25 protein-coding genes are annotated in these 25,461 nt (G+C 67.9%); 7 read left to right on the top strand and 18 right to left on the bottom strand.

The features are described 5' to 3' along the window. Positions 1–26: 26 nt before the first annotated feature. The gene (locus J3A72_RS03025) at positions 27–311 is read left to right on the top strand and encodes a DUF2782 domain-containing protein (protein ID WP_014038952.1); all 285 of its coding nucleotides are present in this window, start codon (positions 27–29) and stop codon (positions 309–311) included. A 170-nt stretch (positions 312–481) separates the two neighbouring features. Here J3A72_RS03025 and J3A72_RS03020 read toward each other — a convergent pair whose 3' ends face one another. From J3A72_RS03020 to rpmB, 9 genes are all read right to left on the bottom strand, one after another. Beyond that, positions 482–928, bottom strand: a complete 447-nt coding sequence (locus tag J3A72_RS03020) for a universal stress protein (RefSeq protein ID WP_005411629.1) — start codon at positions 926–928, stop codon at positions 482–484. A gap of 301 nt (positions 929–1,229) precedes the next feature. Beyond that, positions 1,230–1,784 carry a hypothetical protein gene (locus tag J3A72_RS03015; RefSeq protein WP_075075838.1) on the bottom strand — a complete coding sequence of 185 codons (555 nt, stop codon included), beginning with the start codon at positions 1,782–1,784 and terminating at the stop codon, positions 1,230–1,232. 106 nt (positions 1,785–1,890) lie between these two features. Next, positions 1,891–2,217, bottom strand: coding sequence for a low molecular weight protein tyrosine phosphatase family protein (locus J3A72_RS03010; protein WP_032960648.1), 327 nt, complete (start codon positions 2,215–2,217; stop codon positions 1,891–1,893). A gap of 122 nt (positions 2,218–2,339) precedes the next feature. Further along, positions 2,340–4,532 (bottom strand): DNA helicase II, encoded by a 2,193-nt coding sequence (uvrD, locus tag J3A72_RS03005; protein ID WP_014648867.1) that lies wholly within the window; start codon positions 4,530–4,532, stop codon positions 2,340–2,342. 9 nt (positions 4,533–4,541) lie between these two features. Further along, positions 4,542–5,963 (bottom strand): FAD/NAD(P)-binding protein, encoded by a 1,422-nt coding sequence (locus J3A72_RS03000; RefSeq protein ID WP_075075839.1) that lies wholly within the window; start codon positions 5,961–5,963, stop codon positions 4,542–4,544. Positions 5,964–6,008: 45 nt separating this feature from the next. Then, the gene (cls, locus tag J3A72_RS02995; protein WP_014648869.1) at positions 6,009–7,427 is read right to left on the bottom strand and encodes a cardiolipin synthase; all 1,419 of its coding nucleotides are present in this window, start codon (positions 7,425–7,427) and stop codon (positions 6,009–6,011) included. A gap of 125 nt (positions 7,428–7,552) precedes the next feature. Continuing rightward, positions 7,553–7,801 carry a hypothetical protein gene (locus J3A72_RS02990; protein WP_049442085.1) on the bottom strand — a complete coding sequence of 83 codons (249 nt, stop codon included), beginning with the start codon at positions 7,799–7,801 and terminating at the stop codon, positions 7,553–7,555. Between the two features lie 475 nt (positions 7,802–8,276). After that, positions 8,277–8,444 carry a 50S ribosomal protein L33 gene (gene rpmG, locus J3A72_RS02985; protein ID WP_169411268.1) on the bottom strand — a complete coding sequence of 56 codons (168 nt, stop codon included), beginning with the start codon at positions 8,442–8,444 and terminating at the stop codon, positions 8,277–8,279. A gap of 10 nt (positions 8,445–8,454) precedes the next feature. Continuing rightward, positions 8,455–8,691, bottom strand: a complete 237-nt coding sequence (gene rpmB, locus J3A72_RS02980) for a 50S ribosomal protein L28 (RefSeq protein ID WP_005411638.1) — start codon at positions 8,689–8,691, stop codon at positions 8,455–8,457. 281 nt (positions 8,692–8,972) lie between these two features. On the opposite strand from rpmB, the gene J3A72_RS02975 reads away from it, so the two are divergent. Beyond that, positions 8,973–10,187 carry a glycosyltransferase gene (locus tag J3A72_RS02975; RefSeq protein ID WP_075075840.1) on the top strand — a complete coding sequence of 405 codons (1,215 nt, stop codon included), beginning with the start codon at positions 8,973–8,975 and terminating at the stop codon, positions 10,185–10,187. Between the two features lie 13 nt (positions 10,188–10,200). On the opposite strand, the gene dnaQ is transcribed toward J3A72_RS02975, so the two are convergent. Together dnaQ and J3A72_RS02965 are read right to left on the bottom strand one after the other, a co-directional pair. After that, positions 10,201–10,710, bottom strand: coding sequence for a DNA polymerase III subunit epsilon (gene dnaQ / locus J3A72_RS02970; RefSeq protein WP_049407177.1), 510 nt, complete (start codon positions 10,708–10,710; stop codon positions 10,201–10,203). Between the two features lie 146 nt (positions 10,711–10,856). After that, positions 10,857–11,750 carry a LysR family transcriptional regulator gene (locus J3A72_RS02965; protein WP_075075841.1) on the bottom strand — a complete coding sequence of 298 codons (894 nt, stop codon included), beginning with the start codon at positions 11,748–11,750 and terminating at the stop codon, positions 10,857–10,859. A gap of 108 nt (positions 11,751–11,858) precedes the next feature. Here J3A72_RS02965 and J3A72_RS02960 point away from each other — a divergent pair, with 108 nt between their 5' ends. From J3A72_RS02960 to J3A72_RS02940, 5 genes are all read left to right on the top strand, one after another. Continuing rightward, positions 11,859–12,248 carry a RidA family protein gene (locus J3A72_RS02960; RefSeq protein WP_014648873.1) on the top strand — a complete coding sequence of 130 codons (390 nt, stop codon included), beginning with the start codon at positions 11,859–11,861 and terminating at the stop codon, positions 12,246–12,248. Between the two features lie 241 nt (positions 12,249–12,489). Then, positions 12,490–12,822, top strand: a complete 333-nt coding sequence (locus tag J3A72_RS02955) for a hypothetical protein (protein ID WP_014648874.1) — start codon at positions 12,490–12,492, stop codon at positions 12,820–12,822. Positions 12,823–12,878: 56 nt separating this feature from the next. After that, a complete protein-coding gene (locus J3A72_RS02950; protein ID WP_075075842.1) occupies positions 12,879–14,132 on the top strand; it encodes a TolC family protein in 1,254 nt (417 codons plus the stop codon). Continuing rightward, positions 14,129–15,334: an efflux RND transporter periplasmic adaptor subunit gene (locus J3A72_RS02945; protein WP_032960667.1), complete on the top strand. Its 1,206-nt coding sequence runs from the start codon at positions 14,129–14,131 to the stop codon at positions 15,332–15,334. The genes J3A72_RS02950 and J3A72_RS02945 overlap by 4 nt, the downstream gene beginning before the upstream one ends. A 10-nt stretch (positions 15,335–15,344) precedes the next feature. After that, positions 15,345–18,554: a CusA/CzcA family heavy metal efflux RND transporter gene (locus J3A72_RS02940; protein ID WP_075075844.1), complete on the top strand. Its 3,210-nt coding sequence runs from the start codon at positions 15,345–15,347 to the stop codon at positions 18,552–18,554. 95 nt (positions 18,555–18,649) lie between these two features. Here J3A72_RS02940 and J3A72_RS02935 read toward each other — a convergent pair whose 3' ends face one another. The 7 genes from J3A72_RS02935 to J3A72_RS02905 form a co-directional block, all read right to left on the bottom strand. Further along, complete coding sequence (locus tag J3A72_RS02935; protein ID WP_075075845.1) at positions 18,650–20,422, bottom strand: DUF885 family protein; 1,773 nt, start codon at positions 20,420–20,422, stop codon at positions 18,650–18,652. Between the two features lie 280 nt (positions 20,423–20,702). Next, a complete protein-coding gene (locus J3A72_RS02930) occupies positions 20,703–21,050 on the bottom strand; it encodes a lipid-A-disaccharide synthase N-terminal domain-containing protein (RefSeq protein WP_014648879.1) in 348 nt (115 codons plus the stop codon). Continuing rightward, a complete protein-coding gene (locus J3A72_RS02925; protein ID WP_049471128.1) occupies positions 21,050–21,772 on the bottom strand; it encodes a glycosyltransferase family 2 protein in 723 nt (240 codons plus the stop codon). Before J3A72_RS02925 ends, J3A72_RS02930 begins: the two co-directional genes overlap by 1 nt. Before the next feature lie 90 nt (positions 21,773–21,862). Further along, positions 21,863–22,828, bottom strand: a complete 966-nt coding sequence (locus tag J3A72_RS02920; protein WP_075075846.1) for an NAD-dependent epimerase/dehydratase family protein — start codon at positions 22,826–22,828, stop codon at positions 21,863–21,865. Positions 22,829–22,873: 45 nt separating this feature from the next. Then, positions 22,874–23,608 carry a suppressor of fused domain protein gene (locus J3A72_RS02915; RefSeq protein WP_049442094.1) on the bottom strand — a complete coding sequence of 245 codons (735 nt, stop codon included), beginning with the start codon at positions 23,606–23,608 and terminating at the stop codon, positions 22,874–22,876. Positions 23,609–23,735: 127 nt separating this feature from the next. Beyond that, positions 23,736–24,659 carry a ParB/RepB/Spo0J family partition protein gene (locus J3A72_RS02910; protein ID WP_014648883.1) on the bottom strand — a complete coding sequence of 308 codons (924 nt, stop codon included), beginning with the start codon at positions 24,657–24,659 and terminating at the stop codon, positions 23,736–23,738. Beyond that, on the bottom strand, positions 24,659–25,456 hold the full coding sequence (locus J3A72_RS02905; protein ID WP_014648884.1) for a ParA family protein: 798 nt from the start codon (positions 25,454–25,456) through the stop codon (positions 24,659–24,661). Before J3A72_RS02905 ends, J3A72_RS02910 begins: the two co-directional genes overlap by 1 nt. Positions 25,457–25,461 lie beyond the last annotated feature (5 nt).

Below are 25,461 nucleotides of genomic sequence, written 5' to 3'. Positions count from 1 at the left end.
GCTCTTTCCAGGCAAAGGCCCCGCCGATGAAGACCCTGATGCTGGCTTCCCTGCTCCTGCTCGCTGGCTGCGCCAGCATGGGTGGCGCGGGCGCTCCCCCGGTGGACGTCAAGGGCGCGGATGTGTCCAAGCGCACCATGGACAACGGTGACACCATCGAGGAATACCGCGTGTCCGGCCAGCTGCGCATGGTCAAGGTGACCCCGTCGCGCGGTGCACCGTTCTACATGTACGACAAGAACGGCGACGGCCGCATGGACAACGACAAGGACGGCGTGTCGCCGGTCTACTGGAAGCTGTACAGCTGGTGAGGTGACCGGGGTTGTGACCGGGGTCGGATCCCTTTCCACAGGAAAGGGCTCTGCCCCCCTCAGGGCCATCGGCACGGCCCCGATCCCCCCACAAAAAAACAACGCCGGCGCGCATCCTGCGGCCGGCGTCGGGTCCCCTCCCCGGGAACGCTTGAATCAGCGGGTATGGATCAGCGGATGACCAGCACCGGCAGTGTGCTGCGCGCCAGCACCTCGGCGGTCTGGCTGCCCAGCAGTACACGGGTCACGCCACGGCGGCCGTGCGAGGTCATCACGATCAGGTCGCTGTTGCGCTCGCCGGCGGTCTCGATGATGCCGTCGGCCGCATAGCGGTCCAGCACGTGCACCGGGTTGGCGGTGATGCCCTGCTCGGCGGCCTTGGCCAGCGCCGGCTGCAGCACCTTCTGCGCGCCCTCCTCGCGGTCGGCCTTGTATTCGGGGCTGTTCATGTAGCCCACGCTCCAGCCCATGGCGTCATACATGCCGACGGCCCACGGCTCGGAAACAGTGACGATATCGACCTCGGCGTTGAGGTCCTTGGCCAGCTCCAGGCCCTTGGCCAGGCCCTTGTCGGCCAGTTCGGACCCGTCAGTGGCAATCAGGATGCGCTTGTACATGGTGGGGCTCCGTGGCGGTCTGCCGGATGGGAACGACACCATTGCACACCGTATGTGCAGGCGGCGCCTTGAGCAGGATCAATCCGGCGCCGCGCAGCGGCGTGTGCGCACCGTCACGTGGTCCGGGGGACAGGCTCGGCCCGCCCTCTTCTGTAGAGCCGAGCCCATGCTCGGCTGCTTCTGGCGGGAAAAGCAGCCGAGCATGGGCTATGCCGGTCGTCCTGACCGGCACCCTTCGGGCCGTCGAAAGCGACGTTGGCAGCGGCTCCTGCCGCTACCTTCGGCTCTACAACAACGTCGCTCAGGCGATCTGCACGATGCGCGCGTTCTGGCACAGCGGGTAGCTGGCCACGAACTCGTCAATCGCATCGCGCATCGCCTCGAACGATTGGCCGTACATGTACAGCGCGGTCTCGGTCGGGCCCTGCCACCAGCTGCAGATCTCGCCCAGGCCATCGATGTTCCCGGACAGCTGCTCGAACACGTGGTTGGAATCGCACTGTTCGTAGACCTCGTCCGGCAGGTTCAGGCCATCCAGGTAGATGCCCAGGCCTTCGGTCACGCCGAAGCTGCGATCGGCCTCGCCTGCGCCCTGCAGCTGCGAACCCTTCGGTGCACCCAGCTGCTCCAGCAGGTCGATCAGCTTCGGCACGCCCGCGGCATCGACCAGCGCCACCTCGATATCGCCGTATTCGACCTCACCCAGGTCGGACATCGCGGTGCCGCCGCCGGTCAGCTCGCCCACCTGGGCCGCCTGCAGCAGCGCGTCGAGCGGATCCTCGAACAGTTCGTGGCGGTGCTCCGGCTGCAGCCGGGCGTTCAACTTCACGGTGACGTGCAGCGTGGATTCGGTCATGGGGGCGTTCCTGGAAGAAGTGCCACCTATTGTAGAGCCGAGCCCATGCTCGGCTGCTTCTGGCCGGAAAAGCAGCCGAGCATGGGCTCGGCTCTACAACAGCCTGTCAACGCAGGAACGGCGTGACCTTGCGCTTCAGCAGTTCCACCAGCACCGGGTCCATGTACTCGTAGTCATCCGGAATATCCAGGCAGATCACCCGCTTGCCGTTCAACCAGGCCTTGTAGCGGCTGGACAGCCGGTTGCGGTGGGCGCGCTCCATCACGAACACGATATCGGCCCACTGCAGCAGCTCGGGGCTGAGCACTTCCTCGGCGTCGGCCAGCAGCCCGGCCGAGGCGGTCTCGATGCCCGGCCAATCGGCGAATACCTGCTCGGCCGTCGGGCTGCGCAGGCGGTTCTGGCTGCAGAGGAAGAGCACATTGCGGGTCATGAGCGCAGCCTAATGGGGGGCAGAGCTCTTTTCCAACGGAAAAGGCTCCGGCCCCAACCACGTGCATTCCGCGATGGGGTCAGAGCCCTCCCTGCGGGAGGGATCCGACCCCGCGGCGGTGATCAGATCACCGTCAGGTTGGCATACGCCATCACCAGCCACTTGCTGCCGGCGTCGGCGAACTCGACCTGCACGCGGGCGTGCGCGCCGCTGCCTTCGTAGTCGGTCACCATGCCTTCGCCGAATTTGGGATGGGTGACCAGCGCGCCGAGCTTGACCGGCGGCGCCTCGATCGAGGCATGGCCCATCACCCGGCTGGCGCCCATCGAGGCCGGCCGCGAGACCTGCACCTTCGGGCGCACTTCGTGCAGCAGCTCGCGCGGGATCTCGCGCAGGAAACGCGATGGCAGGCTGTAGTTGTCCTGGCCATGGATGCGGCGCGATTCGGCATAGCTCAGCACCAGCTTCTGGCGCGCGCGGGTGATGCCGACATAGGCCAGGCGGCGCTCTTCTTCCAACCGCCCGCTTTCCTCCAGCGAGCGTGCGCTGGGGAACAGGCCTTCTTCCAGGCCGGCCAGGAACACCAGCGGGAATTCCAGGCCCTTGGCCGAGTGCAGGGTCATCAGCTGCACGCCCTCTTCGCCTGCCTGCGCCTGGCCCTCACCGGCCTCCAGCGCGGCATAGGCCAGGAACGCGACCAGCTCGTCCATGTCCTCGCCCACTTCCTCGATGTCGTCGGCCCGGCGCACGAAGCGCGAGGCCACCGAGACCAGTTCGTCGAGGTTGTCGGTGCGCGACTCCGAGTCCAGCGCATTGCGGCTTTCCTTGCTCCAGTGCTCGCGCAGCTGCGAGCGGGCCAGCACGTGGTCCACGCGCTCGGCCAGGGTCATGTGCACGGTCTGCGCCTGCAGCTCGTTGACCAGCCCCAGGAAGCCGGCCAGCGCATTGCGCGCGCGTGCGGCCAGCGCGTTGCCCTGGGTGACCAGCATCGTTGCTTCCCACAGCGAGATACCCTGCGCGCGTGCCTCGCGGCGCACTTCGTCCAGCGTGCGGTCGCCGATGCCCCGGGTGGGCGTGTTGACCGCGCGCTCGAACGCGGCGTCATCGTTGCGGTTGGACAGCAGGCGCAGGTAGGCCAGCGCGTCCTTGATTTCGGCACGCTCGAAGAAGCGCATGCCGCCATACACGCGGTATGGCACCTGCTCGCTCAGCAACGCTTCTTCCAGCGCGCGCGACTGCGCGTTGCTGCGGTAGAGCACGGCCACTTCGGTGTAGCTGCCACCGTCGCGCACCCACTGGCGGGCGCGCTCGACGATGTAGCGCGCCTCGTCCATCTCGTTGTACGCGGCGTACAGGTCGATCGGCTCGCCGTCACCGCTGTCGGTCCACAGCTGCTTGCCGATGCGATCCGGGTTGTGCGCGATCACCGCGTTGGCAGCGCCGAGGATGTTGGCGGTGGAGCGGTAGTTCTGCTCCAGGCGGATGGTCTGCGCGCCCGGGAAATCGCGCAGGAAGCCCTGCACGTTCTCGACCTTGGCGCCGCGCCAGCCGTAGATGGCCTGGTCGTCGTCGCCGACCACGAACACGTGGCCGGAATCACCGGCCAGCACGCGCACGAAGGCGTACTGGATGGCATTGGTGTCCTGGAACTCGTCCACCAGGATCTCGCGGAAGCGGGCGCGGTAGTGCGACAGCAGCGCCGGGTTGTCGCGCAGCAGTTCGTGCGCGCGCAGCAGCAGCTCGGCGAAGTCGACCAGGCCGGCGCGGTCGCAGCGCGCCTGGTACTCGATGTAGGCCTGGCGCATGGTTTCCAGCCACGCGTCGTGCGGTTCGGGCTGGATGTGCTGCGGGCGGCGGCCCTCGTCCTTCTGCGCGTTGATCCACCACGCGATCTGCTTGGGCGGGTACTTGCCGTCGTCCAGCTCCAGCGCCTGCACCACGCGCTTGACCAGCCGCAGCTGGTCGTCCGAATCCATCACCTGGAAGCCTTCGGGCAGCTTCGCGTCCTGCCAGTGCAGGCGCAGCAGGCGGTTGGCCAGGCCGTGGAAGGTACCGATCCACATGCCACGGCTGCCATGGGGCAGCTGGGCATCGATGCGGTGGCGCATTTCGCCAGCCGCCTTGTTGGTGAAGGTCACCGCGAAAATGCCGTGGGTCGGCACGCCATCGACTTCATGCAGCCAGGCGATGCGGTGGGTGAGTACGCGGGTCTTGCCGGAACCGGCACCGGCCAGCACCAGGTGGTGACCGGGGGGAGCGGAGACGGCTTCGCGCTGGGCCGGGTTCAGGCCATCAAGCAGGTGGGAGACATCCATGCCCCCATTTTACGGCATCGCCGTCGCGGCTCCTGCGACCACCTGGGTGGCCAGTGCCTGCGCCTGCTGACGCAGTTCAGGCACCGCCAGGCTTTCCCACAGGCTGCCGATGCGCAGGCTGCCGAGTACGCCCAGCCGTGCCTGCGACTGGCCACCGGCCGCACGCAGGCGGTCGCCCGGCACCGTGCTGTCCAGGCCCAGCCCATGCGGGCCGGGGCGGGCCAGGCCATCGGCCTGCAGCTGCTGCAGCAGCGGATTGCGCAGCGCGCTGGCGCGGGTTTCCACACCGGTGGCGTTGATCACCCCGCTGATCGTCCACTGCTGATCCTTGCCGGAGGCGTCGCGACCCGACAGCCGCAGGGCATCGCCTTCGCGGCCGACGCGTTGCAGGCGGGACCGGTGAATACGCAGTTGGCCGCTTTCGATCAGCGCCTGCAGCTGTGCGTCGACCTCTTCGGCGATGCGGTGGCGATGCACGTCCCAGTAGCGCACCACATGGCGCAGGAAGCGGCGCTGGTCGGCCGCGTCGAGGCTGCACCACAGTGCCTGCCCGTGCGGACGAATGCGGTCCATCACCCCCTGCCACGGCAGACCATCGGCCTGCGCCTGGCGCGCGAACCCGCGCAACGCGCGCAGGCGCTGGCGCAGGCTCATCGGCAGCAGCGCAGCCGGGTCGAACGAGGGCAGGCCGCCATGCGCATGCGGCAACGGCAGCAGCCCATGGCGCGAGATCACGTGCAGCGGGCCGGTGTGGCCGGCAGCAACCAGCGCCAGCACGGTGTCGGCCATGCTCAGGCCGGAGCCGACGATGGCCACGGCCTGCTCACCGGCCAGGGTGCGTACGCCGTCGTAGTCCCAGGCCTCGATCACGTCATCGGCGGGCAGTGCCTCGGCACCGGCTACCGGCAGCGGCCGCATGCTGTTGCCGGTGGCGAGCACTGCCTGTGCGGCGTGCAGCGTCTGGCCATCGCCGAGTGCCAGCTGGTAGCCGTGGTCATCCGGCTGCAGGCCCAGTACCGGCTGCACGATCACCTGCAGCTGTGCCGGGCTGGCCGCGGCGGCCTCCTGCAGGCGCTGCTGCAGGTACGCTGCAAAGTAATGCCGGCACACATAACGCTCGCCCAGCACCTCGCGCGCCTCGCCCGGGTAGGCGTTGGCGGCCATCAGGTAGTCGAGGAAATCGCCGGGCTGGTCGGCAAACGCACTCATCTTCGCCGCCGGCACGTTCAGCAGGTGCTCCGGCCACGGCGTGGCATAGGCGATGCCCTGCGCCAGCTGCGAAGCCGGTTCGAAGATGGCCAGCGCCAACGGCGCCTGGGCCTGGCGCAACACCTGGATCGCCACCAGCACCCCGGCCGCACCACCACCGATGATTGCCAGGTCCAGTTCGCCATTACGCGGTGAATCAGTCATGCGCCGATTGTAGGCCATCGGCGATGACGGGCCGGATTGCCGAAGCGGGCGGTTGCCGCCGTTTCACATCAACGCATCGGCCAGCCGTGCGATGCCTTCGCGGCTGCGCCGCCACGTGGGACGGCTGCGCCACTGCTGCAGGTCCAGCTGCCGCGACTCGCGCAGGTAGCCATCCTCGATCGCGCACAGCTGCTGCACCAGCGCGCGGTCGTAGCAGACCAGGCCGATTTCGGCATTCAGCGCGAACGAGCGGATGTCCATGTTGATCGAGCCGAGCACGGCGATGTCCTCGTCCACGCTCATGTGCTTGGCATGCAGGAACTGCGGCTCGTACAGCGCGATGCGCACGCCACAGCGCAGCAGCTCGTCGTAGTAGGCCTCCTGCGCCCACGACGTCAGCCGCTGGTTGTTGCTGGCCGAGAGGATCAGCTGCACCTGCACGCCGGACAAGGCCGCAATGCGCAAGGCGCTGAGCGTGGCTTCGTCGGGCACGAAATACGGGGTGACCATCACCAGCCGGCGCCGCGCCAGGTGGATCAGCGCCGCCACCGCATCGCGTGCGTTGCTGTAGGGATAGGCGGGGCCGCTGGGCAGCAACTGGGTGGCGATGTCGTCGCTGCACTCGGGCACATCGGCGATCACGTCCAGGCGCTGGCCGGTTTCCATGTACCAGTCGCTGGCGAACACCGCTTCCAGATGCGCCACCGCCGGGCCGCGCACGCGCGCCACCAGCTCGCGGTTCGGGTGGCCAGGCACGAACTGCGGGCCGGCCAGGTTCTGCGAACCGACATAGGCCACTTCGTTGTCGATCACCGCGATCTTGCGATGGTTGCGCAGGTCCATGCGCCCGCTGCGGCGCCAGCGCAGGCCACCGGGCAGCATCGCGCGCACTTCGATGTCGCGCGCCTGCAGGCGCTTGCGATAGGCACGCAGGCCGCGCTTGGCGCCCACCGCGTCGAGCAGCACGCGGCACTGCACGCCACGTGCAGCCGCACGCTGCAGGGCCTCGACGATCGCCTCGCCCACCGCGTCGTCGAACATCAGGTAGTACAGCAGGTGCACGCGGTCTTCGGCCTGGTCGATGTCGGCGATCAGCGTGTGCAGTGATTCGTCGTAGTCGGTCAGCAGATCGACGGCGTTGCCGTGCACCGGCATGAAGTCGCCCTGGCGCTGCACCAGCGGCACGATCTCGGCGCTGGCGGTGTCCGGCTGCGGTGTCCAGCGCAGGCGATGCTGCAGCGCCTGTTCCTCGCGGATGACCTGCGAGGCCTCGGCCTGGCGGCGGATGCGCTCGCGCGACAGCCATGGGTGGCCGAACAGCAGGTACAGCGGCAGGCCCAGCAGCGGCACGAAGCCGACCAGCAGCAGCCAGCTGCGCGCCGCCCCCGGCGTGGTGCGGGTGGGGATCCAGCACAGTGCAACCAGCCGGATCAGCCAGTCGATCAGCAGCAGGTACGAACCCAGCAACCACTCGAACAGCATCGTGTCGCCCGTCGGGAGGTGATGGGCCATTCTGCCCACCGGCCCTTGTGGAGTCGAGCCGCGCTCGACGGCCTTCCGGTCCGACCGCACAGCAGCCGAGCGTGGGCTCGGCTCTACAGGATGGCTCAATGCCGCACCGGCACCTCGCACAGCTGCCGCACCGTGTCGGCATGGCGGCGGCCGTTGAGCGCCATGCAGGCGATCGCCTGTGCGGCCCGCTCCAGCTGCGCCTCCGGCAGCGGCGACGGCGCGCCGTTGGCCAGTGCCAGATGGTGGTCGCACAGCAGCAGCGCCATGCCCTCGATGCCTTGCAGCATGCGCTGCAGGCGCAGCCAGCCCAGTTCCAGGTCCTGCCGGTGTGATGGGGTGTTCATGCAACCTCCTTCAACGGATCTGGCCACCGTGAAGGTGGCGGACGATGCGTGGTTGCAATACCGGGAACGGTAGCCACCAAACCGGCGGGCGCGAGGCCCCCACGCACCGTCCGCCATAGAGGCAGATGGGTCGCCCGCCGTCGGCGGAGCTTTCCGGCAACGGCGGGCGAGTTTACTGGCTACCGATTCGACGGGATTGCAAGCCCGACCACTGCAACCGCAGCGGCCAGCCATCATGGGCACGGCGGGGCCCGTCGTTCCAATCGATTTGAACCGTGCGAGGCGCCGGAACCGGTAGGAACAATCACTTATCGCATTCGGCCCTTCGCTCCAGGCATGGCGCCATTGGCGACAGCGTGCGCAGGGAGTGCGGCAGTGCCGACCAAGGTCGGCCGCTACCGAAGTCTGCACGCCAGGCATGAAAAAACCCGCCACAAGGGCGGGTTTCTTCGCGGGGACCAGCAATCCGTGCGGATTACTTGATCTTGCCTTCCTTGTACAGGACGTGCTTGCGCACGACCGGATCGTACTTCAGGAATTCCATCTTCCCCGGGGTGTTCTTCTTGTTCTTGTCGGTCGTGTAGAAGTGGCCGGTACCGGCCGAGGAAATCATACGGACCTTATCGCGCTTGCCTGCCATGATGCTTTACTCCTCAGACCTTTTCGCCGCGCGCACGCAGCTCAGCCAGAACGGAATCGATGCCGTTCTTGTCGATGGTGCGCAGTGCATGCGCGGAAACACGAAGCTTGACCCAGCGGTTCTCGCTGGCCACCCAGAAACGGCGCTCGTGCAGATTCGGCAGGAAACGACGACGGGTCTTGTTGTTGGCGTGCGAGACGTTGTTACCCGTCTGCACTCGCTTGCCGGAAACCTGGCATACGCGGGACATTGCGCACCTCGATAGTAGTAGTTGTCAGCCCGTAGCCCGGGCGACGGCGGCCTCGATGGTTGCCCACCACACGTCAAGAGAATCAAAGGGTTACGCTGGCGTTGGGCGGCCGGGGACGTGCTCCCGGGGGCGCCGCCCGGTAGAAAACCGGACACAGCGAGCCGCGCATTATGCACGGGTTCAAGCACTTGCGCAAGTTACCCACAGGCGGGGACTGGACCGGCGGGGCCGGGGAGACTTCGCCAACCGGCATACTGGCCCGGATCACTGCGGAGCTTTCCATGCGGCTGCTGGCCCTGACCTACGGAACCGAAGGCGATACGCGTCCGCTGGCCATGCTCTGCCATGGGCTGATCAGCGCAGGCCACGCGGTGACACTGCTGGCCGATGGCGGCACCCTGGGCAGCGCGCAGGCCCTGGATGTGCCCCACGCGGCCCTTGAGGGTGACATCCATGACGAAGTGGTCGCCCTTGTCTCGCGGGGCAACGGTGTTGCCGCCGCCAGTACCGGTCTGGCACGGATGGCGCTGCAGCATGTCAGCGGCTGGATGCGCCAGGCCGATGCCGCCGCCGAAGGCTGCGATGCGATTCTGACCGGCGGACTGGCGGCCCTTGTCGGCATGAGCGTGGGCGAACGTCGGGGTCTGCCGGTCATCGGCACCGGCATGATTCCGCTGACCCCGACGCGAGCCTTCCGCTCTCCGTTCCTGCCACCCGGACGCTCGCCGGGCTGGTTGAACCGGGCCAGCTACGGGTGGGTCAACGGCCTGATCTGGCGCCAGTTCCGTCGGCCGATCAACGCGGCACGCCAGCAACTGGGGCAATCGCCGCGTCGCGCGCTGTGGTCCGACCTGCCGATGCTCTATGGCATCTCGCCGCAGCTGCTGCCGCCACCGGCGGACTGGCCGGCCGACCACATCGCCTGTGGCCAATGGCGGCTTCCTGATGCGCCCTGGACGCCGCCGGCCGATCTGCAGGCCTTCCTCGATGCCGGGCCGCCGCCGGTCTATCTGGGCTTTGGCAGCATGACCGGATTCGATCGCGAGCGCGTACTGCCGGCCCTGCTGCAGGCGCTGGCACCGCGCCGGGTGCTGCTGTTTCCAGGGTGGGCCGGATTGCCGACGGGTGCGCTGCCAGCAGATGTGTTCGTGCTCGGCCCGACGCCACACGAAGCACTGTTCCCGCATTGCGCACTCGCCATCCACCATGGTGGCAGCGGCACCACGCATTCGGCCAGCCGCGCCGGCATTCCCTCGCTGGTGATGCCGTTCGCCGCGGATCAGTTCTTCTGGGCCGATCGCCTGTATCGGTTGGGCGTGGCACCGGCACCGTTGTCACCGAAGCGACTGGATGCAGCAACGCTGGCGGCAGCCATCACCTTCGTTGAAACCGACGCAACACGCGCACGCGCGGCGGCCCTGGGCGTGGCGATGGGCCATGAGGACGGGGTGGCCTGTGGCGTGGCGATGATCGAGCGCTGGTTACGGCCGGTGTAACAGCGGCCAGGCCTCAGCGCAGGTGCGAAATCACCTGCGCCAGCAGATGGGCATCCTTGAGCGCGCCGTGCAGGCCGCGCTGGCTGGGAATGCGCAGGCGCTGCAGCACATCATCCAGCTTGTTGCCTTGGCCCGGCCAGCGCCCGCGCGCCAGCTTCAGGCTGCAGGTGATGCGGCAATGCTGGGCCAGCGTGCCGGGAATACCGGACAGACGCAGCTCGTTGTCCAGGAAGCCCACATCGAAGGTGGCGTTGTGCGCGACCATCTCGCTGCCGCGCAGGAAGTCCAGCAGTTCGGCGGCCTTGCTGGAAAACAGTGGCTTGCCCACCAGCATCGCATCACTGATGCCGTGCACGCGCTGTGCACCCCAGTCGACCCTGCGCTGCGGCTGCAGGTAGGTGTGGAACTGGCGGCCGGTGAGCTGGCCATCGATCAGTTCGACGGCACCGATTTCGATCACCCGGTGCCCCAGGCGGTGGGAGATGCCGGTGGTTTCGGTATCCAGTGCGACGATGCGACTCATGCGTGGCGATGTGTTCTGTTGCGTGCGGTGGTGATTTTCGCATGCCGGTAGAGCCGGGCCCACGCTCGGCTGGCGCGCGTAGCGCGGGCTTGGTGATGCCAGAAGCAGCCGAGCGTGGGCTCGGCTCTACAGATGCGCGCGCGCGATCAACCCAACGCCTCCACCACCCAATCGATGAACACCCGCAGCCGCTGGCTCATGTGCCGGTTCGGCGGGAACATCACATGCATCGGCATCGGCGGCAGCTGCCAGTCCGGCAACACCGGCAACAGCTCGCCGCGCGCCACGTGCGGCTCGGCCATGTAGCTGGGCAGCGCCACCACGCCCAACCCCGCCAACGCAGCGGCCAGATAGGCGTTTCCATCATCGAAGCCGACCGTATAGCGGCCCTGCACCTCAACGCGTTCATCACCGCGCTGTGCAACGAACACGCGTGCGCGGCCACTGCGCGGGCTGAGGAAGCCAACCATGTGGTGATCGGGCCCTTGCAGCGCGCGCGGATCGGTCGGCAACCCGAAACGCTGCACATAGCCGGGGCTGGCGTGGAAGCCGATCGGCAGCGCCGCCAGCGGCCGCGCCACCAGTGCCGGGTCGGCCGGGGTGCCACCCCGGATCACGCAGTCGACGTTGTCGGCGATGACATCGACCTCGCGGTCACTCACGCCGATGTCCAGCTGGATCTCCGGGTAGCGCGCCTGGAAATCCGGCAACGCCGGCACCAGCCGCAGCCGCGCGTACGGCCCGGGCACATCCACGCGCAGGCGTCCGCGCGGCTGGCTGGCCGCGTCACCCAGCCCGCCTTCCACCTCTTCCAGCTCGGCCAGCAGGCGGGCGATGCGCGGGTAGTAGGCCGCGCCGTCAGCGGTCACACTGACCCGGCGCGTGGTGCGGTTGAGCAGGCGCAGCCGCAGGTGCGCCTCCAGCTGCTGCACCAGCTGGGTGGCCGTGGTGCGGCTGATCTGCAGGGTCTGCGCGGCGCGGGTGAAGCTGCCGGTTTCCACCACCCGGGCAAAGGCCCGCATCGCCTCGAAACGGTCCATGGCGGGCCATGATTGTTTGGAATTGACAATCAATCTAGGCCGATCATCGCGGTTTATCCAGACAGCGCTGACGGGGAGGATGGCGTTCTCTCCCACGGGATCTTCCCCATGTCACAGCGTGATGTCGTTTTCCCCGCCGGCCGCCAGGCCCTGTACGAGCGCAACCGCTACTCGCCTGCGATCCGTTCCAACGGCTTCCTGTTCGTATCCGGCCAGGTCGGCAGCCGTGAGGACGGCTCGCCCGAGCCAGACTTCGAAACGCAGGTGCGCCGCGCTTTCGAGAATCTCAATGCGGTGTTGGCTGCTGCCGGCTGCACGTTCGATGACGTGATCGACGTGACCGTGTTCCTGGTCGATCCAGAGAAGAACTTTGAGAAGGCCTGGGCAATCGTGCCGGAGTATTGGGGCGAGGCGCCGCACCCGACCCTGACCGGTATCGGCGTGACCTGGCTGTATGGGTTCCAGTTCGAGATCAAGGTGATCGCGAAGCTGCCGTGACACGGGTAGTGCCGGCCGCTGGCCGGCAACGCGGTGGGGTCGAAAAGCGTGTCGACCAAGGTCGACACCTACCAGAGCACATGTGCGCGGCGCACCCGAACGATGTGATGGGGTCAGAGCCCTTTCCGGAGGAAAGGGATCCGACCCCGCGCCCGGCCCAGCTGAACGGGAGATTCCGACGAATTCCCGAAGCGTCCATTGATATTGTATCCGGCGAAAACCGCTTGCTAGCCTGCCGTCCATGCGCTGGATCACCCGCCACCTCCGTTCGACCCTGCTGATGCTGCTGATGGCGGCATTCGTGGTCGTGCCGGTGGCCGACGCGCTGGCCTGCACGGTGGAACCGCATGCCAGCACGGTGCATGTGGAGTCCGCACCGGATGCCGATGGCGATGCCGACGGCAAGCACGTCGGTGCCTGTGGCCACAACCACTGCCACCACTCCAATCTGAGCCTGCCGGCCAGTACCTTCGCCGCCTTCGGTGCGCCGCTTCCGGCGCGCTGGATGAATGCCGGCGACGCGGCGACCTATGCGGTCGCCCAGGATGAACTGACGCGTCCTCCCCGGGCGTGAGTTGAGCGCGTCCCGCATTCGCGGGCTTCGGTTCCCCTCACCTCCGGAAATTCTTCATGTCGACCCTGACACGTCGGCCGCTGCGTGCGGCCGGGCGGGTCGTCGCCGTGTTGCTGGGCCTGGCCCCGGCGGCATCGGTGATGGCGCAAGCCGCCCCTTCCTACGACACCCTGCTTGAACGCTTGGACCAGCTGCCCGGCACCCGCGTCGGTGCGGCGCTGGCCGAGGCCGCCGACGCGCGCGCCGACCAGGCCCGTGCGTTGCCCAACCCTTCCCTCTCTTACTCCGCCGAAAACGCCTGGGGCACCGGCTCCTATGGCGGCATGGGCAAGGCCGATACCGTGCTCACCCTGTCCCAGCCGCTGGAGGTCTGGGGCCAGCGTAGCGCGCGTGTCCGTGCCGCCCGTGCCGAGGCACAGGCCGCCAACCTGCGTGGTGCCCAAAGCCGCAGCGACGTGGCCAGCCAGCTGGCGGTGGTCTATGCACAGGCGGAAAGTGCACTGCGCCGCTACACCCTGGCCGAAGAAGCACTGAGCCTCACCCGCGCTGACGCCAACGCGGTCAACGCGATGGTCAAGCAGGGCCGCGAGCCGCAGCTGCGCGCCGTGCAGGCGCAGAGCGAAGTCGCCAACGCCAGCGCCGCGCTGGATGAGGCGCAGGCCTTCCGCGATGCCGCGCTGGCCCGCCTGGCCGGTGCCGCGCTGCTGGATGCGCCGGTGCAGTCGATCGGCGACAGCCTGCTCGACCGCGCGCCGCCGTTGCCACGCGGTGCCACCGATACCGCGCTGGCGGTGCGCATCGCCGAAGCCGAAGCGGATGCGGCGGGCAAGCTGGTCGACGTGGAGCGCAAGCGCGCCCTGCCCGACCTGAGCGTCACTGCCGCGCAGACCCGCTTCCGCGAGGGGGGCGAGCGCGCCTACAACCTCGGGGTCAGCCTCAGCATCCCGCTGTTCGACCGCAACCGCGGGGGCATACGCGCCGCCAATGCCGACCAGCGCGCGGCCGAGGCACGCCTGGACCAGCAGCGCCGCGACAGCGAGGCGGCACGCCTCTCCGCGGTGGCCGGTTTGAAGGCCGCCGGCAGCCGTACCCGCGCCGCCGATGAAAGCGTGGTCGCCGCCGAAGAGGCGTATCGCCTGGCCCGCATCGGCTTCGACGCCGGGCGCATCTCGCAGCTGGAACTGCGCAGCACGCGCAGCGCCCTCATCGCCGCCCGCGGCACCGCCGTGGATGCGCGCCTGTCGCGCGTCGCCGCGGAAATCGATCTTGCCCGCCTTGAAGGGCGCGCACCTTTTGTGGAGGTCCCATGACGCTCTCCCGTACTTTCCCGCTGATCGGCGGCGTGCTGCTGGCCGCGCTGCTGGCCGGCTGCGCTGGCAACGCGCAGACACCTGCCAATGAAGACCCGGCTGCGGCCAAGGCCGGCACCGACGATGGCCACGGCCATGCCGCCGACAGCAAGGAGGCCAAGGCCGAATCCGCAAAGGCGCCCGCCGATGGCGATGAGGGTGTCGTGCAGCTGACTCCTGAGCAGATCAAGGCGTCCGGTATCGAAGTGGTCGCGGTCGGTCGTGGTGGCGGTAGCTCCACGCGCCTGTCCGGCCGGGTCGAACCGTCGGTCGGTGCACGCGCCTCGGTGGCGTCGACCGTGACCGGCCGCGTCGAACGCGTGCTGGTCGCACCGGGCACCGCGGTGAAGCAGAACCAGGCACTGGCGATCGTGGTCAGCGGCGAAGCGGCGGTGTTCCGCGCCAATGCGCTGGCCGCCTCGGCCGAAGCCGAGGCCGCGCGCCTGGCCTATGGTCGCGACAAGGCGCTGGTCGACCAGGGCGTGGTCGCCCGCCAGGAGATGGAAGCCTCGCGCGCACGGTCGCTGGCGGCACAGGCCCAGGCCGCTGCCGCGCAGGCCCAGGCCGCTGCCAACGGTGCGCCCGATGCCAGTGGCCGCGTGCGCATCACCAGCCCGGTGGCCGGCATCGTCGGCAACGTGCAGGTCACTCCGGGCGGTGTAGTCGCCGCCGGCAGTGCAGTCGCCGATGTCGCCGACCCGACAATGAACGAGCTGGTGTTCACCGCACCGCCGGCGCTGGCCGCACAGGTCACGCCCGGCATGACGCTGGAAGTGAGCGTGCCGGGTGGCAGCTTCACCGCCACCGTCACCGGTTCGGCCGCCGATGTGCGCCAGCAGGGCGGCGTCGCGGTGATCCGCGCCACCCCGGTGGATGCGTCGCTGCCGCCGGCCGGTTCGCCGGTCTCGGCCGTGGTGGTCACCGAAGGCCAGGACGGTTCGCTCAGCGTCCCGGCCGATGCAGTGCAGAACGTTGATGGCAGCAGCGCGGTGTTTGTCGCCGTCGAAGGTGGCTTCAAGGCGCAGCCGGTGCTGGCCGGGCGCCGTGCCGGTGACCGCATCGAGATCCTCGCTGGGCTGACCGGCAGCGAGCGCATCGTCGGTGCCAATGCCTTCCTGCTCAAGGCCGAGCTGGCCAAGGGCGAAGCCGAGCACGGCCACTGAGGAGGCGACCATGTTCAAGCTGATCATTGAAACAGCGGTGCGCCACCGCTGGCTGGTGGTGTTCATGGCCGCACTGATCGCCGCGGTGGGCCTGTTCCAGCTGGGCAAGCTGCCGATCGACGCGGTGCCGGACATCACCAACCGTCAGGTACAGATCAACACGGTGGCACCGGCGCTGACACCGGAGCAGATCGAGCGGCAGGTGACCTATCCGCTGGAAACCGCGCTGGCCGGCATCCCCGGCCTGACCACCACGCGTTCGCTGTCGCGCAATGGTTTCTCGCAGGTCACCGCGATCTTCACCGATGCCACCGACATCTACTTCGCCCGCCAGCAGGTGGCCGAACGCATGCGCGAGGCATCGGAAGACCTGCCCGATGGTGCATCACCGATGCTGTCGCCGGTCACCACCGGCCTTGGCGAGGTGCTGATGTGGACGGTGGACTTCACCGCGTTCGATCCGGCCAAACTGGCCAAACCCGATGAAGCGGGCTGGCAGGCCGGCGAGGTCTACCGCACACCGGAAGGCAACCTGCTGCGTACGCCCGAAGAACGTGCGACCTACCTGCGCACCGTGCAGGACTGGATCATCGCGCCGCAGATGCGTTCCAGCCCGGGGCTGGCCGGCGTCGATACGGTTGGCGGCTACGTCAAGGAATACGGCGTGCATCCGGACAGCGCCAAACTGGCCGCGCATGGCCTCGGCCTGGCCGACCTAGTCACTGCCCTGCAGCGTTCCAACGTGCAGGCCGGTGCCGGCTTCGTACAGCGTGCCGGCGAGGGCCTGGTGGTACGTGCCGACGGCCTGGCGCTGACCACCGACGACCTGGCACAGGCCCCGGTGGCGACCCGCAATGGCGTGGTGGTACGCGTAGCCGATGTGGCCACGGTGGAACTGAGCCGCGCGCCGCGCCTGGGTGCGGCCAGCCGCAACGGCCATGAAGCCGTGCTGGGCACCGCGCTGATGATTGCCGGTGGCAACAGCCGCACCGTGGCCCAGGCAGCGGCCGCGCGCCTGGAACAGGTAAACAAGTCACTGCCGGCCGACATCGTGGCGGCACCGGTGCTGGACCGCAGCGTGCTGGTCAATTCCACCATCAAGACCGTCGCCAGGAACCTCACCGAGGGCGCGCTGCTGGTGGTGGTGGTGCTGTTCCTGCTGCTGGGCAACTTGCGTGCGGCAACGATCACCGCGCTGGTGATTCCGCTGTCGTTCCTGTTCGCAGTGATCGGCATGAACCGCTTCGGCATCAGTGGCAACCTGATGAGCCTGGGTGCGCTGGACTTCGGCATCCTGGTGGACGGTGCGGTGATCGTGGTCGAGTCGACACTGCTGATGCTGGGCCAGCGCCGCGCCGAACTGGGCCGTGCGCTGACCGCGATGGAACGCCTGCGCGTAGGCGCCGATTCGGCCATTAAGATGGCGCGCCCTGCGGCCTTCGGCCAGCTGATCATCCTGCTGGTGTTCGCGCCGATCCTCACGCTGGAGGGCGTGGAGGGCAAGACGTTCCACCCGATGGCGGCCACGTTCATGCTGGCCCTGGTCGGTGCCTTCCTGTTCTCCTTCACCTTCGTGCCGGCGATGGCCGCGCTGCTGGTGCGCGAGCCCAAGGTGAAGGACGGCGATGCGCACGCGGACGACGGCGAGCACGAAACCAGGCTGATCCGCGTGCTGCGTGCGCGCATCGAACCGGTGGTGCGCAAGGCCGTGGCGCACCCGCGCACGGTGCTGGCCGGTGCGGTGATGATGGTGGTGGTGGGCATCGGCGCGTTCTCGCTGCTGGGCCGCGAGTTCATGCCGACCCTGGATGAAGGCAACGTGGCGATGCAGGCCCTGCGCGTGCCATCGACCTCGCTGGAGCAGTCACTGGCAATGCAGCTGGCGCTGGAAAAGGCGATTGCCAAGCAGCCGGAAGTGGAAACCGTGTTCTCGCGCACCGGTACCGCCGAGGCGGCGATCGACCCAATGCCGACCAACATTTCCGACAGCGTGATCGTGTTGAAGCCACGCAAGGACTGGCCCGATCCGACGCTGGCCAAGGACGCACTGGTGGCGCGCTTCGAGAAACTGGCCGGGCAGCAGCTGGGCAACAGCTTCGAGTTCAGCCAGCCGATCGAGCTGCGCTTCAACGAACTGATTTCCGGCGTGCGTACCGACCTGGCCGTAATGATCTTCGGTGATGACTTCAGCCAGCTGCAGAAGGTGGCCGACCAGGTGGCGTTGAAGCTGCGTGCGGTGGATGGCGCGGCCGACGTGCGGGTGGAACAGATCTCCGGCCTGCCCACGCTCAACGTGGCGATCGACCACGTGGCGGCGGCACAGTACGGGTTGAGCGCTGCAGATGTGAGTGATGCGCTGTCCACCGGCATCGGCGGTACCACGGCCGGCAAGATCTTCGAAGGCGACCGCCGCTTCAACGTGGTGGTGCGCCTGGACGATGCCTCGCGCAACGATCCGGACCAGCTGGCCTCGCTGCCGATCGCCACGCCATCGGGGCTCGTGATTCCGTTGTCGTCGGTGGCGCGCATTACCGTGAGCGAAGGGCCGAACCAGATCAGCCGCAACAACGGCAGCCGCCGCGTGGTGGTGCAGGCCAACGTGCGCGGTCGCGATCTGGGCGGCTTCGTCGGCGAGGCGCAGGCTGCAGTGGCCGACGTGGCGCTGCCGCCGGGCGCCTACCTGACCTGGGGCGGTCAGTTCGAGAACCTGCAGCGCGCGGAGAAGCGGTTGGCAACCGTGGTGCCGGTGGTGTTCCTGCTGATCGGCAGCCTGCTGTTCATGGCCCTGCGCAGCGGCAAGGAAGCCATTCTGGTGTTCAGCTGCGTGCCGTTGGCGCTGGTCGGTGGCATCCTCGCGCTGCTGCTGCGAGGCATGCCGTTCTCGGTATCGGCGGCAGTTGGCTTCATCGCCGTCTCCGGCGTGGCCACGTTGAACGGCCTGGTGCTGATGCAGGCGATCCGCGAACGCCTGGACGCCGGCGACCTGCCGCTGCAGGCGGCGATCAACGGTGCCTCCAGCCGCATCCGCGCGGTGCTGACCACGGCGCTGGTGGCGATCGTCGGCTTCATCCCGATGGCGATTGCCAGCGGTTCCGGTGCGGAGGTGCAGAAGCCGCTGGCCACGGTGGTGATCGGTGGCCTGATCACCGCCACCGTGCTGACCCTGCTGGTGCTGCCGACCTTCGCAGCACGGGTGGCCAAGCCGCGGCCGGTGGGGTGAGGCGAGAGGGGGTCGGATCCCTTTCCACAGGAAAGGGATCCGACCCCGTGACCGGGTCGGGTTGCCGGCCAGCGGCCGGCACTACCCTCGCACGGTCAGGCCTTCTTGCGCTCGGCGATGTAGGCCTGGATCTGCTGTTCCAACACCGGCAGCGGCACCGAGCCCTGCTTGAGCAGGGTGTCGTGGAAGCCCTTGATGTCGAACTTGTCGCCCAGCTCCTTCTCGGCCTGCGCACGCAGGCGCACGATGGCGATCTCGCCCAGCTTGTAGCTCAGCGCCTGGCCAGGCCAGGAGATGTAGCGGTCCACCTCGGTGGTCACTTCATGCTCGCTCAGCGCGGTGTGGTCACGCAGGTAGGCCAACGCCTGCTCGCGGGTCCAGCCCTTGCTGTGCACGCCGGTGTCGATCACCAGGCGCGCGGCACGCCACATCTCGTAGGTCAGGCGGCCGAAATCCTCGTACGGGGTTTCGTAGATGCCCATCTCCACGCCCAGCTTCTCGCAGTACAGCGCCCAGCCTTCGCCATAGGCGGAGATGTAGGCGTTGCGGCGGAACTCCGGCAGGTTCTTCTGCTCGGCGGCGATCGCGCCCTGCAGCGAGTGGCCCGGATCGGATTCATGCAGGGTCAGCGCCGGCAGGTTGTACAGCGGGCGCGACGGCAGGTTGTAGGTGTTGAGCCAGTAGGTGCCCATGCCACCGCGGCCGGCCGTCCAGAACGGTGCGATGTCCGGCGGCACCGGCACGATGGTGAAGCGCGCGCGCGGCAACGTCATGTACTTGCCCAGCTGGCCGTCCGCCCGCTTGGAGATCCACGCGGCACGCGACAGCAGCTCTTCCGGTGTCTTTGCATAGAACTGCGGATCGGTACGCAGGAAGGTCAGGAACTCGGCAAAGCTGCCCTTGAACTTCACCTGCTTGATGATGTCGTTCATTTCCTTCTGGATGCGCTCGACCTCGCCCAGGCCGATGCGGTGGATCTCGTCCGGCGACAGGTCCAGCGTGGTGTATTCGTGGATCTGCTGCCGGTAGTACGCCTTGCCATCGGGCATCGCTTCGGCGGCCAGGGTGGTGCGCGCCTGTGGCACGTACTCGTTGACGAAGAAGGTGCGCAGCTGCTGGAACGCCGGCACCACCTTGCCGCTGATCGCCGCGCGCGCCTGCGCCTGCAGCCTGGCCTGCTCGGCGGCCGGGATGGTGGTGGGCAGCTTCTTGAACGGCGCGTACAGCGGCGACTCGGTCGGGTCCTTCAGCTCGGCGACGGTGGCGATGGACACTTCGCGGCCATCGAGCACCGCGCGCGGCACGCTGAAACCACGCTTCAAGCCGGCGCGCATGTTCTCGGTCTGCTGGCCGAAGTAGCGCGGTACATCATTCAGGCGTGCGATGTAGTTCTGGTAGTCCTGCACGGTCTTCATCTCGCGCCGGGCCATGAAGGACAGGTTGGACCAGAACGAGGAATCGGCGTTGAACGGCATCTCGTAGCCGCGCAGGCGCGTCTCTTCGGCCAGGTTGAACACCTGGTCGTGGTAGATCGCGTAGTTGACCTGGTTGTCGGCCGACAGGGTCTTCGGGTCGATCTTCTTCAGCGCGGCCAGGGTCTCATCCCACACCTTCAGGCGCGCCTGCTGCGCGGCCGGGCCGACGTCGGGCATGCGGGTAGCGTTGGCCGGGGCGTCCTCGTCCTCGCTGGCCTCGCCACCGCCCTGCTGGCGCCACTTCCATTCCTTCTCGTACAGCGCGCGGAAGGCGGCGTCGGCGGGCGATTCAGTGGCCACGCCGGACGGTGCGGCGGGGGCGGGCGGCGCGGCCAGGGCCACGGCGGGGGCGGACAGGGCGATCAGCAGGGCAACGGCAAGACGGGTTTTCACGAGCACAGGTTCCCGGGAAGGCAGACCCCGATCATGGCACCGCCCATCGCCCGTGGCATGGGACGAAGGTCCTGCCTGCGCAGCAGACCGGGGCCCCGGTAGCCGCCAACCTTGGTTGGCGCTGGGTTCCCCGTGTGCCAACCAAGGTTGGCAGCTACCAGGCACGGTAGCCAGGTACGCAGTAGACCCACGTCATGCGTGGATGCGCCGCGGATCCGGACGGGGTGATCCGGACGGGGTCAGAGCCCTTTCCCATGAAAAGGGATCCGACCCCGGGGCCTCAGTGGCTGGCCTTGTCTCGCTTCCAGCCGCGGTGCTTGATGTCCAGGTGCAGGCTGTACAGCGCGGTGAACGCCGGGAACAGGTTCTGCAGCACGCCCACCGAGTCCTGCTTGGCCGAGAACAGGAAGTAGCTCAGCGTCATCAGGCTGCCGAGCACGCTCATGTACCAGAACAGGCGCGGGATCACCGGCTTGCCGGCGCGCTTGGACGCGACGAACTGGACCAGCCAGCGGCCGCCGAACATCAGCGCGCCGGTATAGCCGATCAGCTTCCAGCCGGTCACGTGCAGGCCGGTCCAGTACAGCCAGGTCAGCGGCTGGTCGAGCCAATGCAGCTCCAGATCCATCAGCGCTCCTCCACCGCGGTGCGCTTGCTGCGGGTGATCAGCCAGGCCACGCCACGCAGGTCGCGGATGCCGACCAGCGCGCGGCCGAGGTTGTTGTACTTGGACACGCCAGCGGTACGGTGGCGGTGGTTGACCGGCACGCTGGTGGTCTTCCAGCCGGCGCGCTGCATCAGCGCCGGCAGGTAGCGGTGCATGTGGTCGAAGTACGGCAGGTCGAGGAACGCGCTGCGCTCGAACAGCTTGATGCCACAGCCGGTATCGGGCGTGTCATCACGCAGCATGCGGGCGCGGATGCGGTTGGCCCAGCGGCTGGCCCAGCGCTTGCTGCCACTGTCCTGGCGGTTGACGCGCCAGCCGGCGAACAGCTTCACCTGCGCATCGGCAGCGTCGCGCGCGGCCAGCAGCTTGGGGATATCGGCCGGATCGTTCTGGCCATCGCCATCCAGGGTCGCGATCCACGGCGCCCGCGCATGCTTGACGCCGGTGCGCACGGCGGTGCTCTGCCCGCTCTGGTTCACGTGATGCAGTACCCGCAGTTCCGGCGTGGTCGCCTTCAGTCCCTGCAGCACCGCCAGGGTGTCATCGCGCGAGTGATCGTCGATGTAGACGATCTCGAACGGCAGCCGGCCACGCAGCGCAGCGGTGATTTCGGCGACCAGCGGGGCGACATTGTCGCGCTCGTTGAACACCGGGACGACAACGGAAAGCTCGGGTTGGCTCATAAGGCACTCGGCCAAAGGGGGGACAAAGACCGCGCATTCTCCGCAGCCGAGATTATCCGAAGATGAACCCGGCAGCGTGAGGATCCGTCCTCAGGCGCGATCACCAAAATACTCGCGGCACCACTGCACCACCGGCGGCAGCCCTGCTTCGATCGGGGTCACCGCGTCGAAGCCGAATGCGTCATGGGCACGCCGGGTATCGGCCATCGTGCGCACCATGTCGCCGGGCTGCATGGGCTTGTAGACCTTCTGCGCGGGGCGGCCTGCGGCCTGCTCGATCACGCTGATGAAGCGCTCCAGCTCGACCGGCGTATGGTTGCCGAGGTTGAACACCCGGTGCGGCACCGGACCGTCGGCCGGATGCGCGAGGGCGCCGAGGATACCCGACACGATGTCGGAAACATGTGTGAAGTCGCGCTGCATGCGGCCTTCGTTGAACACGTCGATCGGCCGCCCGGCCAGCACCGCACGCGAGAACAGCAGCGGTGCCATGTCCGGCCGGCCCCACGGGCCATACACGGTGAAGAAGCGCAGGCCGGTGGCATGCAGGCCGTACAGCTGCGCGTAGGTGTAGGCCATCAGCTCGTTGGCGGCCTTGGTCGCCGCGTACAGCGAGCGCGGCTGGTCCACGCGCTGGTCCTCGGAGAACGGCGGCGTGGCCGAATCGCCGTAGACCGAGCTGCTGGAGGCATACACCAGGTGCTGCACGCCGCGGTGGCGGCACAGTTCGAGCATGTTGACGAAGCCGACCAGGTTGCTGTCGACGTAGGCGTGCGGGTTTTCCAGCGAATAGCGCACGCCGGCCTGGGCGGCCAGATGGATCACCGCCGTCGGCTGCACTTCATCGAACAGCGCAGCCAGGCCCTCGCGGTCGGTCAGGTCCAGCGCGCGCAGGTCCAGCGACGGGCACAGCGCGGCCACGCGGTCGCGCTTGATCTGCGGGTCGTAGTAATCGTTGAAGTTGTCCAGGCCGACCACGGCCTGGCCGGCCTCCAGCAGTGCGCGGGCGGTGTAGGCACCGATGAAGCCGGCAGCGCCGGTGAGCAGGATGGTCATGGCAGGGGCCTGGAAACGAAGTTCAGGCCCCTGATGTTACCGGTCTCAGAACAAACCGAAACGCTTCTTCGCCACGTTGGTGCGGCCGGGTTCGATTACATCCTGGATCTTCTTCGCGTCGAAGCGGTCGAGCAGCGCCTCGGCGCCCTTCCTCAGCTTCAGGTCCATCTCTTCGGGGTACAGCGGGACCAGGCTCATGAAGCTGATGGTCTTGCCGTCGTCCAGTTCCAGCGTGGCAAAGTCCTCCGGGGTGGTTACCGGCGTCAGCACGATGGCACCGTCGAAGCCCACGCCCGGCGCATAGGGCTCGCTGGGATGGCCGTTGGGAATGGTGTGGCCGAAGCCCAGCCAGGTGTCGTACTCGTGCGGCAACCGCGCCATGCCCTTCAGCAGGCGCACCGGCCAGTAATTGCGCTCGTCCTCGAAGGCGTCCTGGGAGATGGGCCAGTCCGCCGGCAGGGTCACCATCAGTTCCATGTAGCGCGGCACGTCCGCGTCCACCTCGGCGGGCACGGTCATCGGCAGGTCGCTCATGCCGGAGGTGACCAGGCGCAGGTAAGGGCAGTGGTCATTGGCCGGCACCACGTGCACGTCGATGTGCACCAGGTCGGAGATGATCTCGTGGAAGACACCGGATACCGGGCCCAGATGGCGTTCGAGGTGGGCGCTGATCGCCTCGATGTGGCGTTCTTCGCCGGTGGCGAGCACGAAGTCCTTTTCGCGGCGATGTACCAGTATCTGGGTGCCGTCCGGGCTGACGTCCTCGTATTCGTTGCTCATGTCCTGCTCCCTGGATGAGGCCACGGACCGGAAGGCAGTGCATTCCCACGGCGCGCGCGGCGGTACGTTCCCTGTCATTGGCGGGACACGGCAGGAACGGGCCGCGCCCCCTGTCACTGCGCCGGGCTCAGCCCTGGCGCGTGCGCAGCTTTTCCAGCACGCCGTCCAGGGTATCCAGGTCGGTGTAGTGGATGATCAGCTTGCCCTTGCCACCGCGGCCATGATTGATCGCCACCTTGGCGCCCAATGCTTCGGACAGTTCGGTTTCCAGCGAGGCGATGTCGGCCTGCTGCACCTTCGGCGTGGCCGCCGGGCGGTTGCTCGGCACCTTGCCGGCGGCGAAGGCCTGCGCACGGCGCTCGACCTCGCGCACCGACCAGCCTTCATCGGCTGCTTCCTGGGCCAGCTTGCCGGCCAGCTCGGGAGCCAGGGTCAGCAGCGCGCGGGCGTGGCCCATTTCCAGGCGGCGGGTTTCCAGCAGCAGGCGGATCGCCACCGGCAGCTCCAGCAGGCGCAGCAGGTTGGACACCGCCGCGCGCGAGCGGCCGACAGCCTCGGCGGCCTCGGCATGGGTCAGGGTGAACTCGCTGATCAGGCGCTGCAGCGCCTCGGCTTCTTCCAGCGGATTGAGGTCTTCGCGCTGGATGTTCTCGATCAGCGCCATCGCGATGACGGTGCGGTCTTCCAGCTCGCGCACCACCACCGGCACTTCGTCCAGGCCGGCCAGCTGCGATGCGCGCCAACGGCGTTCACCGGCGACGATTTCGTAGTTGCCTGCCGGCAGCTGGCGCACCAGGATCGGCTGGATCACGCCCTGCGACTTGATCGAGTCGGCCAACTCGGACAGCTTGCCCTCGTCCATCTCGCGGCGCGGCTGGTACTTGCCCGGCTGCAGCTGGCCGACCGGCAACTTGCGCAGCACTTCACCCGGCAGCGGCTCGATCACCGCGGTGGTGGCCTGCACCTGGCTGACCGCGCCTTTCGGGCCCAACAGCGCATCCAGGCCACGGCCGAGGCCTCGCTTCTTGGCTGCCGGCTTGCTGCTGGTCATCAGACGATCTCCACGGCCTTGCCGGCCTTGTTGCGTTCGTTGTTGCGGCGGATGATCTCGCCGGCCAGGCCCAGGTAGGCCACGCCACCGCGCGAGGCGCGGTCGTAGCCGACGATGCTCTGGCCATGGCTGGGTGCCTCGGCCAGGCGCACGTTGCGCGGCACGATGGTGCGGAACACGCGGTCGCCGAAGTGCTCGGTGAGCTCGGCCGACACTGCGTTGGCCAGGTTGTTGCGCACGTCGAACATGGTGCGCAGCACGCCTTCGATCTCCAGCGCCGGGTTCAGGCTGGTGCGCAGCGCTTCGATGGTTTCCACCAGCGCGCTCAGGCCTTCCAGCGCGTAGTACTCGCACTGCATCGGCACGATCACCGAGTCGGCGGCGGCCAGCGCGTTGAGCGTCAGCAGCGACAGCGCCGGCGGGCAGTCGATCAGGATGTAGTCGTACTCGTCGCGGATCGGCGCCAGCGCGCGCTTCAGGCGCTGCTCGCGCTCGCTCTGGCCCATCAGCTGGATCTCGGCGGCGGTCAGGTCGATATTGCCGGGCAGCAGGTCGTAACCCTCGGCAGTCTGCACGCGTACATCGGCAGCGCTGTTCTCGCCGAGCAGCAGGTCACAGGTGGAGGCGGCCAGCTCGCGTTTGTCCACGCCACTGCCCATGGTCGCGTTGCCCTGCGAATCCAGGTCGACCAACAGCACGCGCTTGGGTGCGTTGGCCAGGGAAGCGGCCAGGTTGACGGCGGTCGTGGTCTTGCCGACGCCACCCTTCTGGTTGGCGATGGCGATGATGCGGGCCATGCGGG

Origin of the sequence: Stenotrophomonas sp. PvP093, assembly GCF_017876915.1 — a bacterium.
Classification (GTDB): domain Bacteria; phylum Pseudomonadota; class Gammaproteobacteria; order Xanthomonadales; family Xanthomonadaceae; genus Stenotrophomonas; species Stenotrophomonas muris.
The sequence above is the reverse complement of the archived record's forward strand: the minus strand, read 5'-3'. Positions and strand labels throughout refer to the sequence as shown.